Below are 18,405 nucleotides of genomic sequence, written 5' to 3'. Positions count from 1 at the left end.
TCATAGAAATTATTACCGAGCAGGAGGGTCAAAATGCAATCAAATGATCAAAAACCTCCCATGACTTCGACCTATTCCATAGTTGGTTATGAGCCGGAAACGGAAAAACTGGGCGTTGCCGCTCAGTCAAAGTTTCTGGCCATAGGTTCTATCGTACCCTATATAAAATGGAATGTAGGAGCGGTAGCTACTCAGGCTCAGATAAACCCCACCTACGGTCCCAGCACTCTGCAGCTGCTCGAGCGGGGTAACGACCCCGAGGAGATTGTAGAGACTCTCACAGCTCTCGATTCAGGTTCAGTTTTGCGACAGGTCGGTATAGTTGACGCCGAAGGGCGCTCAGCCACATATACAGGTGAGCAATGTATCGAATGGGCAGGAGGTATATGCGGGGAGAATTATGCCGCCCAGGGTAATCTCCTGGTCAATGGCAGGACCATTGAAGAGATGGTAAAAACCTTTAAAACAGAGGAGGGAAGTCTGGCAGACCGTCTGCTGTCTTCATTATTTGCCGCTGAAGAAGCCGGAGGGGATAGAAGAGGCAAGCAATCAGCTTCGCTTCTGGTCTATAAAGAAGGTGGTGGTTATGGTGGTTTTACAAACAAATACATAGATCTCCGGGTGGATGACAGCGAAAAACCTATCGAAGACCTGGCTGACCTTCTCGAACTTTTCAAGCTTTATTATGTCGAAAGCGACGTAGAGCACACTCCACTGGAGGGAGATACCCTCTGTGAAGTACAAATGCTGCTTTCCGATCTGGGCTATTATAAAGGTGAACCCAGCTGTGTATTTGACGAGAAGTTCAGACAGGCCCTGATAGATTTTTATCATCAGGAAGATTTTGAGCAGAGATATCCCGGCGAGAACACCATTCCTCAGGATATCCTCCAATATCTGCGTGAACGGGCCCATATAATGGAGGGCAGTTGATGATTATGCCGGGCATAAAAATATTACGCCCGGCCGGACGATACTCCAGGCCGGGCCTGCTTTATGGTTGAGCAGGAATAATATTATTTTTTGAAACCAGGAATATCCAGATTGTTGCTGGCTTCAGCCATCAGTTCCACGGCTCTATTGACATCTTCCAGATCGAACTGTCTTAAATCTTTTCCGTTTTCAATGGCCAGATAAATTTCATCGAAGGTGCGATAATCCAGCCCAACCTCTTCAGCATCACTAACTCGTTCCTCGCCGGATTGCAGGCCGCCGGTGGGTGGTCTGTCAATGATTTCCCGAGGTACTTCCAGCCTCTCAGCCAGCTCCCAGACTTCAGTCTTCATGAGATGCTTTAAGGGAGATAGGTCAGCTGCCGCATCACCATAGCGGGTAAAATAGCCCGTCAGCAGTTCGCTTTTATTGCTGGTGCCCAGCACCGCATAGTTTTTGCATTCGCCGATGTAATAAAGGGTGATCATTCTGAGCCGGGTCTGCATCGTCTTTTCGCACATCTCCCGGGCACATTCAGAAGCTTTCAGAGCCGTTTCCGGATAATATTCTCGATGAACACTATCTAAATCCAGCCCGTGCAGGAAATTTTTCAGATGAGCATTGATATCCTCCAGGTCTGCCATCATGGTATCAATTTCGATCGATTCGGCTGCCATTCTGGCATATTCGTTGTCCTTTTCCGTGGTGCCTTCTGCCGGAAGCAGAATCCCCAGACAATCATCGCCCAGAGCCTTTTTGGCCAGAGCTGCAACTGTGGTGGAATCTATTCCCCCGCTCAGTCCTATTAATCCGCCATCGCTGCCGCGGTTTTCGACCTCTCTTGCCAGCCAGTCAGTAATTTCATCTTCAATACCTTTTCTTAACATAAATAACCCTCCCGAATTTTTAATCCGATACAAGCAGGACAGTTTAAAAGAAAATAGAAGAGCAGAGGCGAGCTGAAAAGAGATGATTTTAGCTGAGAGAATTTCATTCTGAGCAGGTTCTACATATTATAAGCAAAAAAACAGGAAGAAATCAAGTTTGCTGTTAAATTCGAATAATATCAAATCCGGGCATAATAATGTCAGAAGAAATTTGCTGCAAAGACCCGGCTGGAAAGGAGAAAAATATGCGTCTGGGTTATCCCTGTCTCAATAGAACACTTTCAGAAAACAAAAAACGCCCCAATCACGGAACCACTGTAAAACATCTGCGCAAATTGAGCAGTCACGAGCGCAGACGAAAACTCAACGGTCTGCTGCACAAAAATCTGCAGAACAATTTGGAGATCCTGAAATTTAATGTTAAAAATAATATTGAGGTTTATAGGTTCTGTTCCGATATAGTGCCGCTGGCGACTCATTCTCTCACAGATGATTGGAGTTACTTAGAAGAAGCTCGGGAAGAACTGGCCGAACTGGGAAAATTTGTCCGGGAACATGATCTCAGGGTGAGCATGCATCCCGAGCAGTTTACAGTGTTGAACAGCAATAAAGAAAAAGTAGTAAAAAATGCCTGCGAAGATTTGAAATATCATCATAAATTTTTGCAGGCTATGGGACTTGACAGCCATCATATCATTATTCTGCATATAGGGGGAGTTTATGGAAACAAAGATAAATCCCGCCGGCGATTTATAAAGAATTTTCGCAAACTTGATTCCGGCATACAGAAACGTCTAGTTATAGAAAATGATGATCAATCATATACTGCCGGCGAGGTGCTGGAGGTGGCAGAAGAGCTGGAAATTCCCATGATCCTGGATATTCATCATTTTAACTGCAACCACCGAAAAGAAGAGAATTTATCGGATTTGCTTCCCAGGGCTCTGGCAACCTGGAGGAATAGAAAGCCGAAGCTGCATTTTTCTTCTCCGGCCAGCCTGGATAATCCCACCCGGCATGCTGATGAAATAAATGCTGATGATTTTGCTGAGTTTTTGAGCCTGGCCGATAGGGCAGTGGATAAGGATTTTGATGTGATGCTGGAATGCAAGGAAAAAGAGCGAGCTCTTTTCAAGCTGCGGCGACAGCTGGGATTATGATTTTCAAATTTGAACTAATTTAGATTTTGTGATAATTTAAACTCAAAATAAAACTTTAGAAATTAGTATAATTATAAGAATTAACAGCTGGAAGATCCAAAATATTTGGATTATCGGGGGAGTTTAGTTATGTACAACATTCTGGTGGTTGACGATGCGGGTATAATCAGATACAAGCTAAAGAATGAATTAACTGCAGAAGGTTTTGACGTCTTTGAAGCTCCCAATGCAGAGGTGGTTTATAATGATACTTTTTCAAAAGATATATCTCTGGAAAATATAGACCTTGTTTTGCTTGACATATATTTAAAAGATGAAAGTGGTCTTAAAATTCTGGAATATATTAAAAACACCTATCCTTTTATAAAAGTAATAATGGTAAGCGTGGAGACGAAAAAAAAGATAGTCAAAAAATCTATAAATTTGGGAGCTGAAGATTATCTGGTTAAACCTTTTGATAAAGAAGATATGCTGACAAGGATCAATAAAATAATATCACGAGATGATATCAAAACTGAAACCACTGCAAAAAAAGAGTCCTTTTCCCGGGAGACTGAGATAAAAAATCTTAAAACTTCTATTTCGATGGAGCTCAACAGGGCGATCAGAGGCGGGCTTTCTTTTAGCCTTGTGAAAATCATTCTTCCCCGGGAAATAGAAAAGCAGAAGTTGAAGGTGGTAAAGGACAATATAACCGGAAAAATTAGAGATATAGATCGAGTTTTTTTCCTGGAGGATAATGTTTATGCATTTTTGCTTCCGCTCACTGACAGTGAAGGCAGGGAAGTTTTTTTAGTCAAAATCAAATCAATTGTCGAAAATAATGCTTCCCTGGGAAAAGAAAGTGTAAAAGAGAAAAATGTCACTTTTCCAGATGATATTGCTGAAGGTGAAAAAGTAAACCCCGAAAAGCAGTACGAATATAGAGATAAAATGATGGAAGTTATTTAATTGGGGATCTTCTCGTCTTAAGTTGGGTAATAGGTGTGTCAAAAACCTCATTTAGTTATACTGTAAGATATAAAGCTGCGTTCACGATGAAATTTTTCCTCGATCTTATACGACATCTATCAACTGATAACAGGAAGATCCATTGATATTAAGTTTATACAGGGTGTCAGCATAGAAATTATGCTGGCATTTTTTATTTTGATTTAATGAGATAATTAATCATGATGACATTTTTGGAGAAAAAAATTTCAGAAGATGTCTCGGCTGTTTATATCGAAAATCCCAATTATCTGGGAACTATCGAGACAAAAGTTGCAGATATTTCGCGGCTGGCAAAAAGTGTGGGGGCTGAATTTGTAGTCGGAGCCGACCCCACCTCTTTAGGAGTGCTGGAAGCTCCTGGAAACTATGGTGCAACCATCGTATGCGGCGATCTTCAGCCTCTCGGTCTGCACATGAAGTGGGGAGGTGCACTCTCAGGTTATATAGCATCAATTGATGAAGAAAAATACGTGGCTGAATATCCCGATCTTCTCTTCGGTATCACCACAACTCAGGAGGAAGGCGAGTACGGGTTTGGTCACGTGGCTTTCGATAGAACATCTTATGCAGAAAGAGAAGAAGGCAAGGAATTTATCGGTACCACTACTGCTTTGTACGGAATCGTGGCCGGAGTTTATCTGGCCTTGATGGGGCCGGAGGGGATGAAAGAGCTCGGTGAAGGAATAATGCAAAGAATTAAGTATGCTCAAAGCCTGCTTTCTGACATCGAGGGTATCGAAATAGCCAGCGAAACTGCCTGCTTCAAAGAATTTGTGGTTAAATACACCGACACAGATATGTCCGTGAAAGAAATAAATGAAGCTCTCAAAGAAGAGGGTATATTTGGCGGCAGAGATCTCAGCGAAGAATTCGAAGAGATGGGGAATGCCGCTCTCTTCAGTATAACCGAAGTTCATCAAAAGGAAGACATTCAAGAACTGGCCCTGGCCCTGGAAAAAGTTCTTAATTAAATTTGGAGGTGAAATCATAGAATGGGTAAAACTATAGTGAGAGAAAATTTCCAGCAGGCGGACTGGGATGAGCCGCTTATATATGAAATGTCAACTCCCGGAGAAAGAGGCATTCGCGTTCCGGAGCCGGATAATGAAGTTAAAAAAGAAGCCGGTGATGTGCTGGCTGAGCTTCCGGATGAGATAAGCCGGGAGGAAAAGCCGGAGCTGCCAGAAGTGGCTAAAAAACATGTATTGATGCACTGGCTGCATCTGGCTCAGGAAACCATGGGTTCCAATCTCACTAACGATATAAGTGAGGGTACCTGTACAATGAAGTACAATCCACGCATAAACGAACAACTGGTTCAGCATGATGACTTTACTAATCTGCATCCTCTGCAGGATGATGAGACAGTGCAGGGCATTCTGGAAATCTATAAGAGGTTTGAAAATATCCTGCAGGAGGTTTCCGGTCTGGACAGAGTGACTTTTCAGCCCGGTGGAGGAAATCATGCCGTTTATACAGCAGCTTCAATAATGCGCAAACATTTCGAGAAAAAAGGAGAGTTGGATCAACGCGACGAAATCATAACAACTATCTATTCTCATCCCTCAGATGCCGCCTGTCCTCAACATGCAGGTTTTAAAGTCATAACAATATATCCCGATGAGGACGGCCTGCCGGATTTAGAAGCTTTCAAGGAAGCGCTTTCTGAGAATACAGCCGGTGTATTTATGACTAATCCGGAAGATATCGGTCTTTATAATCCCAGGATCGATAAATTTGTTGAGGCAGTTCATGATGTGGGCGGGCTGTGTTTTTACGATCAGGCCAATGCCAATGCTTTCCTGGGTATAGCGCGGGCAAGAGAGGCTGGCTTTGACATGTGTCATTTCAACCTGCATAAAACCTTTGGCACTCCTCACGGAGGTTCGGGCCCGGGCAATGGAGCACTCTGCGTACGGGATGAGCTGGCTAAATATCTGCCCAGACCGACCGTGGAATACGACGGCAAAAACTATTATCTTGATTATGATCGCCCCCAATCCATCGGCAAAGTGCGTGATTTTTATGGCACGGCCGCAGTTGTATTAAGGGCCTATGCCTGGACCCGGGCTATGGGGGTTGAAGGCTTACGTGAAACTGCCGAAATATCTGTTCTGAACAACAATTACCTGTACGAGAAACTCGATGAAGAGATACCCACACTTTCTTACTCTTATTATGACAATGACTTTCGCCGCATGGAACAGGTGCGCTATACCTGGGAACAGCTCAAAGATGAAACCGGGGTTGGAACTGCCGACATAGAACGCAGAGTTGCCGATTATGGCATACAGCATTACTGGGCCAGTCACCACCCCTGGCTGATACCCGAACCGATGACTTTAGAACCCTGCGAAACCTACTCCAAAGGTGATATGGACGAATATATTGAGGTGCTAAAACGAATAGAACAGGAAGCCAAAGAAGATCCTGAACTGGTTCAAAACTCCCCTTATAAGGCAGCTTCCAGCAAGCGGCTCGACAATGAAGCGCTCACCGATCCCGAGAAATGGGCGCTGACCTATCGAGCATTTAAGAAGAAAAAAGACAAATATGATGGAGAAATTTAAACATTCTCGTTTCTGATAATCATTCCAATACTCTTTTAATTTTAATCGATCCGGAAAGAAATCAGTAATCTCGGGCTTGCACCGGTAATTCGGTGGAAGCCCGAGGCACTTTATTATTTAAGGAAGGTGAAAGTATGAAAAGAATTGGACTGATAGTTAATCCAAGGGCTGGTTTGGGAGGAAAAGTGGGGCTCAAGGGCAGCGATGGCCTCGAAACCCAGCAGAAAGCTCTCGATATGGGAGCTGACCGGAGGCTCCTGAGAGAGCTGCTCAGGCTCTAAAAGAAGTTAGATCTGTCAGCGATGAGATGGAGCTGATCACATATCCAGCTGAGATGGGTGAAAAATCAACTGCCAGAGTGGGAATATCAGCAGAAGTGATAGGTGAAATCGATTCCGGTGAAACCCGGCCTGAAGATACCAGACAGGCAGCCCGGGATATGAAAGAAAAAGGTGTGGAACTGATTCTTTTTGCCGGCGGAGATGGCACAGCCCGCGATATTTATTCGGCTGTTGAAACCAGTCTGCCCGCTTTGGGCATTCCTGCGGGCGTAAAAATACATTCCGCCGTCTTTGCCACTAATCCCAAAAATGCTGGAGTGCTGGTGCGTAAGTTTGTCAGGGGGGAAGTTTCCGGAACCGATGAAAAAGAGGTTATGGATATAGATGAAGATGCTTTTCGAGAGGGAGAAGTTAGGGCCAGATTGTTTGGTTATCTCTCAGTACCCGGTGATCAGCAGCTCACACAAAATCAGAAATCGGGCAGCGGTAAAAGCGATGAATCGACCCGCTATGCCATAGCAGGCTTTTTCCTGCAGGAGAGAATGAAAGAGGATACTCTTTATATAATAGGCCCGGGCACAACCACCTCATCTATAATGGAGAAACTGGAGCTGAATTTCTCTCTTTTGGGAGTGGACGCAATTTTTAATGAAGAGCTGGTGGGCAGTGATTTAGCTGAAGAAGATCTTTTGAATTTGCTGACTGAATACGAGAACTATCCGGCGGAAATAGTGGTCACCGTAATAGGCGGTCAGGGTTTTATCTTTGGGCGCGGCAACCAGCAGATCAGCGATAGAGTTATAAGAAGAGTCGGTGAGGATAGTATCACCATCATCGCCACCAGCCATAAGCTTTATTCACTCCCGGAGAATAAAATGCTGATAGATACGGGTGATCAGAAGCTTAATGAACAGCTCAGTGGTTATTATCGGGTAATAACTGATTATAAGACAGAATCGATGATAAAGGCAGGCACTTAATTTCTGCAGTTGAATCTGAAGGCAGCAGAGAAGAAATAGTGAGTTTTGTCAGCCGGTCATTTTCTCTTTCTTATGAGGACAAATGGTTTATTTAATATTTGCTCGAATATTTTAGCTGAAATTTTTCGGTGAATAAATTTTTCCTTCATACCTGCTGGGGGATCTCATAATTCTTGACGATCCCCCGGAGCAATCTCCCCAGAAGATCAGCTCCCGTTATTACCTTCTTTTCTTCACCCCAGACGAGGATTATATCTCTGTCGACAACATCGTCCTCGCTGTGCCGGGGGTTTACCTGAAATTCCGGAATGATTTCTCCCAGCGTGGTGCTGTCGTCTCTCACCAGGATGGGATTGTGGCAGTGATGATAAGGACGGAAGTATTCCGGCTGAAAGAGCGCTTCGCGGATGAATTTATCGACGTTTACCGCCAATCTGGGTTCCTGGTCCTCTTCATCGACCAGCACTGCCCACTTGCGTTCGGAACTGTGCAGCTGCTGCAGGAAGGGATCGTCTCCCTGCGGTTCAATATCAGGAAACTGAGGCATGATTTCGTTGAATTTCATCTCGATGATGCTGTCAGGATGCAGGATTTCTCCTTCGGCTGTGGCGGGAAGATCATCGAGAGTGAGCAGGTTGATAACCCCCTGACCCTCAACCTTTTCAATCTCGGTATCTTCAGCCTCCATGTGCAGATTTATCATCTCCTTGATGTCATCCTCGCGGAAATAGGAGATGGCCTCGCGGCCCAGCCATCTGTCCAGCAACAGCGCTGTCGGCCTGGCCACTGGATAGAGCAGAATTTGATAGAATCTGAGCAGCGGAGCAAATTTTGCCCCAACCTCCACAGCATGGCGGGAAAAATAGCTCTGGGGAATTATCTCGCCCACTATAGTTATGACGACTGTGGAGAAGAAAAATGCCATAATACCGCTGAGCACCGAGCCGGTTAAAAGCGGCAGCAGCACATTGACCGAAACGTTGGCCCAGAGAATTGTCACCAGCAGAAAGTTGGCATCCTTTCTTAACTCCAGCACCTTTTTAGCTTTGCGGCTGCCCTGTTCTATCTCCATTTCCAGTCTCAATTTGCTCACGTTGAAATAAGCCAGATTGAGACCGGAAAGGGTGGCAGACTGAGATACACATAGAATAATAGCCAGCCAGACAAGTATACCCATTTATAGCACTCACCTTTCATTCATTGCACTTCATTTAGCCATATTATATCAACTATTATCTGTCTTGTCGATCCGCAGCTTTGCTGAGAAGAGGATTTGATAAAATCTGGTTGCTGGAAGGAATAAACTGAGGAAAATTTTGATTAAATCCATAAGTTATGATATCCTTAAATTGGATTTAGTTTTTTAAGTTAAAAAATCCCCGAAAAGGTCGCTGCTTTTAAAGGCAGCTGGCAAAGGCTGTGTGCTAGATTTAAATTTTATTCTGGCATGACGGTCTGCCGAAGGTGATGAATATTTGCTGCGGTTCATTAAAGCTTTTCTGCCTTTTATCAGGGGGCAGAATTTTGTTTTTTGTAAAAAGATGAATTAAGCAATCGTATTTAAACACAAGTTGTTAAATGTCAAGACTTCGTTCACAGTTTTTTAATGGTGGGGAACTGTTAGAACATCGGTAACGTTCGCCCCCGAGGGGGCGAACCGCCCCCTAATGCTGGTTAACTTTCAAGACATCGTTCACACAATTCATTTCTTGGTCAATCTGTATGGTATTGTGAAGAGGCTGTTCCAGTTACTATCATGAACTCGAATTATATGCGCGTCAGTGCAGATAGTTGCAGCCACATATTGATATTGTAACTCCTCAGGCATCGAAAATGTCTCACTGAATACATCCAGCTTCAAGTCGCTTCTTATCAGTCTTATGACATGTATATAGCCGTCGCTTATGGGAATTTCATCAGGGAGCTCATAATTGCGATCTTCTTCCTCTTCGCCGTTTAAAACGTCCCTGCTGTAAACCTCATTAGGAGTTGCCCCACCTAAAGGACTGTAGCGATGGTTTGCGTTGTGATAGACGATAAATTCTTCAAATTTGTTGCAGAAGTGATCAAAATTTTCGAACTCAATTTGACGGTAAAATTTCCTCTGGAGAGTATCATGGAAGTTTTCAATATGACCATTGCGCCAGGGAGAATTTTTTGGAATAAAGATGGGTTGTATACCCTTTTTAAGACAAAACCTTATAACAGAACTAAAAGATCTTGGATGTCTATTGCTGCCTCGAAATTGCAGGGCATTATCGAATTTTATAAAATCGGGTTCATTCATGGCTTTCCAGGCTTTAAAGAGACCATTGAGCGCAGTTTTACTGCCCTTATTTTGTGCAGGCATAGAACACAAACTGCGAGAGTATATATCCATTACATTGAACACATAAAACTTGGTTCCTCCTGTAATGTATCTCGGTCCCCAAAAATCTACTTCGTGAAGGCTATTGGGAAACCAAACAGGGATATTAGGATAGTCAGTGCCCTTTTTCTCATATTCAGAGTCTTGCACCGTTAAATCATTTCGTTTGATTATGCGATTAATGGTGGAGAGCGAGGGTATATTTTCAACTCCTAAGTTATTTAATTTCCAGGCTATGACCTGAGCTCCTATCTGAGCGTAATCGTCTTTCATCAGTTTCTCTCGAACTTTAATAATTACATCCTCTATATTGGAGTCTATGCTATCAGGCTCTTTAGGAGCTCTTGATTCAGATTTGAACCAATCGGAAGCTTTGTTCTCATAACGTTTTTTCCATTTGTAGAACCATTTTCTGCTGCGGTTCAGCTTATCGCAGATAGAAGAAACTGATTGGCCTGAGAGATAAAGTTTAATTGCCGTTTGTCTTTCCCTTTCCAGCTCTTTTTTTGATCCCGACATCTAAATCACCTCTATAGATGACTTAGATATCGGCGCAAGTGTTACCTATCTCTTGAAAGAAATCAGGCATTAAATGAACGATGTCTTGACACCTATCGGCCATTAGGAATGTTACCAGCAAATCGCCCAAAAAGTGTGAACGATGTATTGAGACTTACCAACAAGTCTTTAGGGGAGCAGGGGGCGATTAATATGTCCGATTTTTCTGGAAGCGAAAGCATCGGTCCGGATTCTTTCATCTCTTCACTGCCGGAAGGAGCTTCTCTGCTGGATAATAATCTGAAAGTTCAGTCTATTAACAGCAGGTGGGAAGAAACTCTGACGGAGTTCGAATTATCTCCGGAAAAAATCGGGCCGGGCAACAAATATCCTGAAATGCTGAGAAAGATCGGATGTCCCGAAGAGACCGTGGAAAAGTTGACCCGAGAAATCCAGGGGATAATAAAGGGCGAGAACGGGGAGTGTATAGAAGAAATAAAAGTTCGGTCAGGCGGTAGTGTTCGCTGGTGTGAAGTCAAAATTTCCGGTTTTGGAGATGGGGTTTTAGTTCTGAAAGAAGATGTTTCTGCCAGAAAGAAAAAAGAAAAGCAGAAAGTCGATGCCCTATTCAACAACAGCACCTCCGCCATAGCTATGCTCAACAACGCGGGGGAGATCATCGATATAAATGGTGAATTTGAGGAGGTTTTCGGTTATAGCCTGTCGGAGGTAAGGGGAGAACACCTTGATGACGTGCTGGAATGGGGCCAGGAGGGTTTTGCCAGCCGGGAAAAGACTGAAGAAATCCTGCAGGGCAAAAAAAGCAGAGGGAAAGGCACTCGCTTTGATAGGTGGGGAAATGAAAAAAATTCTTGTTTCACGGGGTTCCCATAATTATCGAAGGAGAGGTAGAAGGAGCTTATACATTATATGATGATATAACAGAGTTAAAAAAGAGAGAGAAAAGCTGGAGGAGATCAGGCAGGAGCTCGAGAAAACGAAAAATCAGCTCGAGGCCATTCTGGAAAGCATACAGGATGGTATTGCTGTATTAAACTCTGATTTCACCATAAGATATGCCAACAGCACCATGAATGAATGGTATGAAGAAAATGCCCCTCTGGAAGGAAAAACCTGTTATAGGGTCCATCATGCACTTGCTAAACCATGCGCTGATTGTCATGTGCTGAGGACTTTAAAAACTGGCGAAGCTGCAGCAAAAATTGAACAACCTGATCATAATCCCGAAGTTGATTACCTCGAGCTATATTCCTATCCCATGATTGATGATGAAACAGGAGAGATTACCGGAATTGTGGAGCTTTCACGCGATATAAGCGAGCGTAAAAAAGCGGAAAGGGAGCTCGAGCTGACAAAGTCTTGCCTCGATAAGGCCAATATGATGTTTTTAAGGGTATCGCCTGAGGGGATAATTAGGTACGCGAATGAAAGGGTCTGTGAAAAGCTGGGCTATGATAGGGATGAGCTCATCGGCAGCAAGGCCAGAAGGCTGGTGGCAGAAAAATCTTCTGTTCTGGAAAGAAATGAATTCTGGCAGGAGATAAAGTCCTCGGGCTCATACGTCTATGAAAGGGAATTCGAAACGAAAGAGGGAATTGTTTTTCCGGTCCATCTGATAAGTCAGTACTTTGAGTACGAAGGGGAAGAATTTGAAATGGTTTTCGCCCGTGATATAAAAGAAAGAAAAAAGATGTAAGAGGAACTGAGGATTAGAGAAGAACAGTATCGCAAGATATTTGAAATTTCTCCTGTGGGGATTCTGGTTCAGGATGAGGAAGGAAATATTCTGGAAGTCAACAATAAATTGTGTGAAATTACGAATTATAACAAAGATGAGCTGGAAGGCAGAAGTATATTTGATACCCTTATTAATTTTGAAAAGACAGAGAAAATCCAGGAGATTATGGAACGAATACTGGCAGGAGATGATCTGAGTCTGACTAAAAAATTCCGCAAAAAAAGTGGTGAAGTTTATTATGCCAGGCTGGAAAAAACCAGATTTAAGCTGCCCGAGGGCGAGGAAGACCTTCTCTCCATGCTTATGGATATAACCATGTTGAAAGAGAAAGAGGCGAACCTGGAATATTTGAGTTATCATGATGGACTGACAGATCTTTACAATCGTTCTTATCTGGAAAAGGAAATGGCCAGGCTTGATACAGAAAGACAGCTGCCGGTCAGTTTGATAATGTGTGATGTAAACCGCCTTAAACTTGTCAACGATACTTACGGTCATAATAAGGGAGATGAGCTTTTGATAAATGTGGCAGATATACTCCGTGAATGCACCAGGAGTGAAGATATTGTTTCCCGCTGGGCCGGCGATGAATTTGTTGTCCTCCTGCCTCAGACTGAAGCAGAAGAAGCCGAACGAGTAGTCAGAAGGATAGAAGACACCTGTGAAGGAGCAGAGCTTGAAGATATTCTCATAACTTTAAGTGTGGGCAGAGCCACCAGAATAAATATGGAAGAAGAGCTGAAAGAGGTATTATCGAGAGCAGATGAAAGAATGTATAGAGATAAAATAACCAGAATAAACAATTATGAAAACAGACTGATAAAGAATATGCTGGATTCTCTGGCGGCTAAAAGTGCAGAGGCTAGAAGGCATACCCAGAGGATGACTGAATTAGCCTACAAACTCGGGGAGGAAATAGACCTGTCTAATGATAAACTGAACAGGTTGACACTGCTGTCCGAACTCCATGATATTGGCAAGATTACTATTTCAGAGAATATTTTAAGAAAATCAGGGGGGCTGTCAGAGAAAGAATGGCAGGAAATTAAAAAGCATCCGGAAAAGGGTCACACGGTATTGTCCGCCACAGATGAATTTACTCATATAGCCAGAGAGGTTTTACACCACCACGAACGCTGGGATGGAACGGGTTATCCAGAAGAACTTAAAAGAGAAGAAATACCACTTTTATCGCGAATTATTGCCATTGTGGATGCCTATGATGTTATGACCACGGGCAGGCCGTATCAAGAACCCATCAGTAAAGAAAAAGCCCTGACAGAGATAGAAGTGTGCGCTGGCAGCCAGTTTGATCCGGAGCTGGCAGAAAAATTTATAGAATTAATGAGCCGATAGCCGGTGAAAAATATTCAAGATTTAAACTTTCATCAATTTTTTGTTAATTTACATATTGATTGATATACTATAGACATCAATATTCAGGAGGCTGGTTTAATGCTGAAAGTTTATACAGCTCCCATGAATTATAATGGTGATAAGAAAACGCTGGATGTGACGGTAAAATCCGGCGAGGAAACTTTTGCTCCTACCTGGGCGATGGTCATGAAGACGAAAAAGGGAGAGATGTCCTGGGCGGAATATAAGAAGAAATATTATGAGAAAATGAGGGAGTCTTACCGCCAGAACCGAGAACGCTGGCAGGATTTACTCGAGCAGGAGGAGATAGTCCTGCTCTGTTATTGTTCCAGCCCGGAAAGTTGTCACCGTCGGCTGCTGGCTGATATGCTTGTTGAGGCCGGTGCTGAATATAGAGGAGAACTTGCTGGAGGGTCAGAAGGTAATAGTAACAGCAGATCAAATATGTAAGGATCTTCCTGTTATCAGTTGATAGATATCGTATAAGATCGGGGGAAAATTTCATTGTGAACGAAGCTTTAAATTTTAGCAATGTGGATTGAGGGAGGTGGTATTCATCGATTATATAGAATATAAAATCTCCAGCTCGGTTAAAAGTAACTGGCAAAATATAGTAGATTTACTGGCTGAAATAATTGGGGCAGAGGCCGGATTTATAACCAGGATTTTTGGAGAGAAAATTAAAATTTTAAAAAGAGATTCGGAGACAGAAAGCGACATTGAAGAAGGGGATTTTATAGAGTTAGCAGAGGTTTACTGCCACAAAGCGGTGAATGATGAGAAAATGGTGGAGATTAATGATGCCCGTAAAATTGATAGATGGCAGGGCAGCGCAGAGCTTGATATGGGTTTTGTTTCTTATCTTGGCATGCCGATATATCATCAGGTAAATCGGGGCGTATTTGGTACACTCTGCGTGGTGGATAGAGAGCCGCGAAACTTCCAGCAAAAAGAAAAAGATCTTTTAAGAGAGCTCAAATGTTCTATAGAAAATCAGCTTGAAAATATAGAATTAAACAGTAAACTCCAGCGCCGGATAGAATTTGCTCAATCTTCTCTGGATTCTCTTTCTGCTAATGTGGTCGTATTAAACAGGGAAGGTAAGATAAAATATACCAATGAAGCCTGGAAAAATTTTGCCAGAAAAAGCGGTGTCTCTCCTGAGAAGGTAGGAGAAGGTGTCAATTATCTGAAAATAACAGAACGGGCCAAAGAGGAAGGATCAAAAACGGCAGAAAAAGCACTTCAGGGCATAAAAGCTGTAATTGCAGCAAATAAAAGTTCTTTCACCCTGGAGTATCCCTGCGCCACTCCGGAAGAGAAAAAGTGGTTTAAGTTAAGAGTTACACCTTTTCAAAGCGAAGGAGATAATGCGGCTGTAATCGCTCATGAAGAAATAACAAAAAGAAAGGTCAGGGAAAATGAACTGCGAGAATATAAGGAAAGAATTAATGATATTTTCAATAATATAAGTGAAATTGTCTGGTCTATGTCCTGGCCTGATTTAAAAGTGGACTTTATCAGCAGGTCTGTCCGGGATATCGTGGGTTATTCTCAGGAAAAATTTAAGAAGCCGGGTTTTATGATCGGGATAACTCATCCGGACGATAAACACATTCATGAAAGAGCCCTGCAGGAACTGGAAGAAAAGGGCTATACAGAAAGAGAATTTCGTATCTTTCATAAAAATGGCAGCGTTAAATGGCTTTATGATGAACAATATATGGTCTATGATGACAGGGGAAATCCTGTTAGGGTGAGAGGAATTTTGAGGGATATTACTAAAAGGAAGGAAAGAGAAAGAAAATTAAAATACAAAACTTTCCACGATGAAATTACCGGTCTATATAATCGCACATTTTTGGCGGAGGAGATGAAAAGACTTGATACGGAAAGGCAGCTGCCTATCAGTACAATTATGGTGGATATAGACGGCCTGAAAATTATAAATAACTCCTATGGGCATAAGAGAGGGGACCGGGTTTTGAAAAAAGCTGCCGAAATACTCGAAAACTCGGTCAGAGATGAAGATATACTGGCGAGATTTGGAGGAGACGAATTTGTTATTCTTTTGCCGCGGACGAATGGCGAAGCAGCTCATAAAATATATGATAGAATCGAAAAAAGATGTCAGGATATCAGTAACGAAGAGTTTCCCGTAACTATAAGTATGGGAATTGCCGTTAAAACTGATCCCGAAGAGAATTTAAAGGATCTTTTAAAACAGGCTGACGAAAATATGATGCAGAATAAACTCGTCGCTGATAAAAGCAGTAAAAGTCGACTGGTGAAAAGTCTTTTGAATACGCTGGGAGCAAAAAGTGATGAGACCAAAGAACATGCCATGAGGATGACTAATTTGGCTATTAAGCTGGGCAGGAGATTGGGAGTTACCAACTCGGAATTAAATAAATTATCTCTTCTGGCAACTCTCCATGATATAGGCAAAACTTCTATTCCGGAAGAAGTATTGACCAGGCCGGGTGACCTATCAGAAGAAGAATGGCAGATGATGCAGGAGCATCCGGAAAAAGGATATAAAATAGCTTCGGCCTCCGAGGAGTTTGCTCCTGTAGCCGAAGCAATATTACACCATCATGAAAAATGGAACGGAAGTGGTTATCCAGAAGGTCTGCAGGGAGAAGAAATCCCATTTCTATCAAGAATAATCTCAATTGTGGATGCCTATGATGTGATGACGAATGGTAGACCTTATAAGGAACCTATGAGCAAAAAAGAAGCACTGGAAGAAATAAAAGATTGTGCAGGCAGCCAGTTCGATCCGGATTTGGCCGGGCAATTTGTTGATATGATGAAAGATAAATGAGGCTCTTCTTGTGTTCAGTTGGCAAATACACCTGGAGACAATCATGGCAAAATAGGCAGACCGGGTCCTGGATTTTGTTATTTGCAGAGTTAAAGTATCTGTGCTATAATTTTCTTATATAATTCTTAATGCTAATTGCTACTATCTAGAAAAAGGGGGGGGTCTGGATGAATGATAATAAACAGATTCTGGAGAATAATATCTTAAACAACCTGGATGAAATTATAATTTATATGTCTCCGGATTTTACAATCAGATGGTTTAATAGGGCGGCTTCTGAATTTTTTGACAGAAAGCCGGAGGATTTGAAGGACAAATTTTGTTATGAAAAATGGGGTCTGGAAGATTTTTGCCCTGAATGTCCCATACAAAAAGCTGAAGAGACCGGAGAGATAGCTAGCTCTATTGTGAGAAAACCTGATGGCAGATACTGGAAAATGAAAGGCATCCCCGACATTGACGAAGATGGTAATCTTGAAGGGTTTATAGAAACAGCACTGGATGTTACCCCGCGGATAAAAGCGGAAGAAAACATAAAAGAATATAATCGTGAACTCGAAAGACAACAACAAAAATTGATGCAGGCCAAAAAAGAAGCGGAAAAAGCCAGCCAGGCCAAAAGTGAGTTTCTTTCCAATATGAGCCATGAAATACGCACTCCCATGAATGCAATAACCGGTTTGAGCGCATTATGTTTGGGGGAAGACGTCGATCCAGAAAAGAGGAAAAATTATCTGAAGAGGATTAACGCTTCGGCTGAATATCTTCTCAACATAATTAATGATATCCTTGATTTATCAAAAATCGAAGATGGGAAAATTGATTTGAAAGAAGAGATATTTGAGCTCGACGAAGTTCTGGAACAGACATGGCTGGTGGTTGCTGAAAGAGCCAAAAAAAAGCCTATCGAGGTATTGTTTGCCCGTTCTCCGGAGATTCCCAATGAATTGGTCGGTGATAAGATCCGTTTGACTCAGATTTTGGCCAATTTGACCAAAAATGCAATCAAATATACCGATTCCGGAGAGATAGTCATCAAGGTTGAGATGCTGGAAAAAAAAGAAGATGATGTGAAATATAAATTTGCCGTGGAGGATACCGGTCCGGGGATCCCTCCGGAGAAGCAGGAGGGCATCTTTGAAAGATTTAACCGCGCGGAAGCTTCCACCGAGAGCGGCAGCAAAGGTGCCGGTCTGGGTCTGGCTATCAGCAGACAGCTGGTGGATATGATGAATGGAGAAATATGGATGGAGAGTGAAATTGGAAAAGGAAGCACCTTCTACTTTACAGCTGAATTTGGCTGTTCTGCAGAGAAAAAAAACGAGTTATCTCCACTCCTCCAGAATTGGATGGTTTAAAGGTGCTGGTCATCGATGATAATTCTTCTGCCCGTAAAATAAGTGAAGAATATCTGCAGGCTTTTGGCTTTCGGACAGAACTGGCAGTGGATGGAGAAACTGTTCTGGAGAAAATGAAGGAAGCTGAAACCTCTTATGATCTTCTGCTTATGGACTGGAAGCTGCCGGGGATAAACGGGTTGGAAGCAGCCCAAAAAATCAGAGAAGAATATGCTGTTCAAACCAGGTCGGAGATCATACTCGTTTCCGCCTTTGACAGAGAAGAAATCATGACAGAACCCGGTTCCCGATATATATCTGATTTTCTGATCAAACCTTTCAGCCCCTCCAGTCTATTCGATACCATTATGGATGTTTTTGGATATTCCGGGCGTGATATCGTTCAGGAATAGGAACAGGAGCTGGCCGATGAAA

17 protein-coding genes are annotated in these 18,405 nt (G+C 42.8%); 14 read left to right on the top strand and 3 right to left on the bottom strand.

The features are described 5' to 3' along the window. Positions 1-33 precede the first annotated feature (33 nt). Positions 34-933, top strand: coding sequence for a DUF1028 domain-containing protein (locus tag BLT15_RS02140; protein WP_234985471.1), 900 nt, complete (start codon positions 34-36; stop codon positions 931-933). Between the two features lie 83 nt (positions 934-1,016). On the opposite strand, the gene nadE is transcribed toward BLT15_RS02140, so the two are convergent. Further along, entirely contained in the window at positions 1,017-1,820 is an 804-nt protein-coding gene (nadE, locus tag BLT15_RS02135; RefSeq protein WP_089758207.1) for an NAD(+) synthase, read from the bottom strand. A gap of 197 nt (positions 1,821-2,017) precedes the next feature. On the opposite strand from nadE, the gene uvsE reads away from it, so the two are divergent. The 6 genes from uvsE (at position 2,018) to BLT15_RS02110 (ending at position 7,804) form a co-directional block, all read left to right on the top strand. Then, positions 2,018-2,980 (top strand): UV DNA damage repair endonuclease UvsE, encoded by a 963-nt coding sequence (gene uvsE / locus BLT15_RS02130; RefSeq protein WP_234985470.1) that lies wholly within the window; start codon positions 2,018-2,020, stop codon positions 2,978-2,980. A 129-nt stretch (positions 2,981-3,109) separates the two neighbouring features. After that, positions 3,110-3,931, top strand: a complete 822-nt coding sequence (locus tag BLT15_RS02125) for a response regulator (RefSeq protein ID WP_089758203.1) — start codon at positions 3,110-3,112, stop codon at positions 3,929-3,931. Between the two features lie 221 nt (positions 3,932-4,152). Continuing rightward, positions 4,153-4,944: a PLP-dependent aminotransferase family protein gene (locus BLT15_RS02120; RefSeq protein ID WP_089758201.1), complete on the top strand. Its 792-nt coding sequence runs from the start codon at positions 4,153-4,155 to the stop codon at positions 4,942-4,944. A 21-nt stretch (positions 4,945-4,965) separates the two neighbouring features. After that, positions 4,966-6,543 (top strand): aminomethyl-transferring glycine dehydrogenase subunit GcvPB, encoded by a 1,578-nt coding sequence (gene gcvPB / locus BLT15_RS02115; RefSeq protein ID WP_089758199.1) that lies wholly within the window; start codon positions 4,966-4,968, stop codon positions 6,541-6,543. 134 nt (positions 6,544-6,677) lie between these two features. Continuing rightward, the gene (locus BLT15_RS13400) at positions 6,678-6,824 is read left to right on the top strand and encodes a hypothetical protein (protein ID WP_200769672.1); all 147 of its coding nucleotides are present in this window, start codon (positions 6,678-6,680) and stop codon (positions 6,822-6,824) included. Between the two features lie 26 nt (positions 6,825-6,850). Further along, a complete protein-coding gene (locus BLT15_RS02110; RefSeq protein WP_200769677.1) occupies positions 6,851-7,804 on the top strand; it encodes an ATP-NAD kinase family protein in 954 nt (317 codons plus the stop codon). 145 nt (positions 7,805-7,949) lie between these two features. Here BLT15_RS02110 and BLT15_RS02105 read toward each other — a convergent pair whose 3' ends face one another. Further along, on the bottom strand, positions 7,950-8,981 hold the full coding sequence (locus BLT15_RS02105; RefSeq protein WP_089758197.1) for a DUF21 domain-containing protein: 1,032 nt from the start codon (positions 8,979-8,981) through the stop codon (positions 7,950-7,952). Positions 8,982-9,506: 525 nt separating this feature from the next. Then, positions 9,507-10,691, bottom strand: coding sequence for a helix-turn-helix domain-containing protein (locus tag BLT15_RS02100; protein WP_089758196.1), 1,185 nt, complete (start codon positions 10,689-10,691; stop codon positions 9,507-9,509). Positions 10,692-10,883: 192 nt separating this feature from the next. Between BLT15_RS02100 and BLT15_RS02095 the strand changes: the two genes are divergently transcribed. From BLT15_RS02095 to BLT15_RS02060, 7 genes are all read left to right on the top strand, one after another. Then, complete coding sequence (locus BLT15_RS02095) at positions 10,884-11,564, top strand: PAS domain-containing protein (protein ID WP_159429768.1); 681 nt, start codon at positions 10,884-10,886, stop codon at positions 11,562-11,564. Between the two features lie 73 nt (positions 11,565-11,637). Beyond that, a complete protein-coding gene (locus BLT15_RS02085; RefSeq protein ID WP_345788677.1) occupies positions 11,638-12,387 on the top strand; it encodes a PAS domain-containing protein in 750 nt (249 codons plus the stop codon). 6 nt (positions 12,388-12,393) lie between these two features. Next, positions 12,394-13,785 carry a diguanylate cyclase domain-containing protein gene (locus tag BLT15_RS02080; RefSeq protein WP_345788676.1) on the top strand — a complete coding sequence of 464 codons (1,392 nt, stop codon included), beginning with the start codon at positions 12,394-12,396 and terminating at the stop codon, positions 13,783-13,785. A gap of 99 nt (positions 13,786-13,884) precedes the next feature. Then, positions 13,885-14,256 carry a DUF488 family protein, N3 subclade gene (locus BLT15_RS02075; protein ID WP_200769671.1) on the top strand — a complete coding sequence of 124 codons (372 nt, stop codon included), beginning with the start codon at positions 13,885-13,887 and terminating at the stop codon, positions 14,254-14,256. Between the two features lie 97 nt (positions 14,257-14,353). Beyond that, complete coding sequence (locus BLT15_RS02070) at positions 14,354-16,633, top strand: HD domain-containing phosphohydrolase (protein WP_159429767.1); 2,280 nt, start codon at positions 14,354-14,356, stop codon at positions 16,631-16,633. A gap of 167 nt (positions 16,634-16,800) precedes the next feature. Then, positions 16,801-17,991: a PAS domain-containing sensor histidine kinase gene (locus BLT15_RS02065; RefSeq protein ID WP_089758184.1), complete on the top strand. Its 1,191-nt coding sequence runs from the start codon at positions 16,801-16,803 to the stop codon at positions 17,989-17,991. Then, positions 17,979-18,383 carry a response regulator gene (locus BLT15_RS02060; RefSeq protein WP_159429766.1) on the top strand — a complete coding sequence of 135 codons (405 nt, stop codon included), beginning with the start codon at positions 17,979-17,981 and terminating at the stop codon, positions 18,381-18,383. Before BLT15_RS02065 ends, BLT15_RS02060 begins: the two co-directional genes overlap by 13 nt. Positions 18,384-18,405: the final 22 nt, after the last annotated feature.

This window comes from Halarsenatibacter silvermanii, assembly GCF_900103135.1.
Taxonomy (GTDB): domain Bacteria; phylum Bacillota; class Halanaerobiia; order Halanaerobiales; family Halarsenatibacteraceae; genus Halarsenatibacter; species Halarsenatibacter silvermanii.
The sequence above is the reverse complement of the archived record's forward strand: the minus strand, read 5'-3'. Positions and strand labels throughout refer to the sequence as shown.

Excerpts from the sequence above, each read along its gene's own strand:
- BLT15_RS02110 (WP_200769677.1), top strand. The coding sequence starts at position 6,851 with ATGGAGCTGATCACATATCCAGCTGAGATGGGTGAAAAATCAACTGCC.
- BLT15_RS02125 (WP_089758203.1), top strand. The coding sequence starts at position 3,110 with ATGTACAACATTCTGGTGGTTGACGATGCGGGTATAATCAGATACAAG.
- BLT15_RS02100 (WP_089758196.1), bottom strand. The coding sequence starts at position 10,691 with ATGTCGGGATCAAAAAAAGAGCTGGAAAGGGAAAGACAAACGGCAATT.
- gcvPB (WP_089758199.1), top strand. The coding sequence starts at position 4,966 with ATGGGTAAAACTATAGTGAGAGAAAATTTCCAGCAGGCGGACTGGGAT.
- uvsE (WP_234985470.1), top strand. The coding sequence starts at position 2,018 with ATGTCAGAAGAAATTTGCTGCAAAGACCCGGCTGGAAAGGAGAAAAAT.
- BLT15_RS02095 (WP_159429768.1), top strand. The coding sequence starts at position 10,884 with ATGTCCGATTTTTCTGGAAGCGAAAGCATCGGTCCGGATTCTTTCATC.
- BLT15_RS02120 (WP_089758201.1), top strand. The coding sequence starts at position 4,153 with ATGATGACATTTTTGGAGAAAAAAATTTCAGAAGATGTCTCGGCTGTT.
- BLT15_RS02105 (WP_089758197.1), bottom strand. The coding sequence starts at position 8,981 with ATGGGTATACTTGTCTGGCTGGCTATTATTCTATGTGTATCTCAGTCT.
- BLT15_RS02140 (WP_234985471.1), top strand. The coding sequence starts at position 34 with ATGCAATCAAATGATCAAAAACCTCCCATGACTTCGACCTATTCCATA.
- BLT15_RS02065 (WP_089758184.1), top strand. The coding sequence starts at position 16,801 with ATGAATGATAATAAACAGATTCTGGAGAATAATATCTTAAACAACCTG.
- BLT15_RS02075 (WP_200769671.1), top strand. The coding sequence starts at position 13,885 with ATGCTGAAAGTTTATACAGCTCCCATGAATTATAATGGTGATAAGAAA.
- nadE (WP_089758207.1), bottom strand. The coding sequence starts at position 1,820 with ATGTTAAGAAAAGGTATTGAAGATGAAATTACTGACTGGCTGGCAAGA.
- BLT15_RS13400 (WP_200769672.1), top strand. The coding sequence starts at position 6,678 with ATGAAAAGAATTGGACTGATAGTTAATCCAAGGGCTGGTTTGGGAGGA.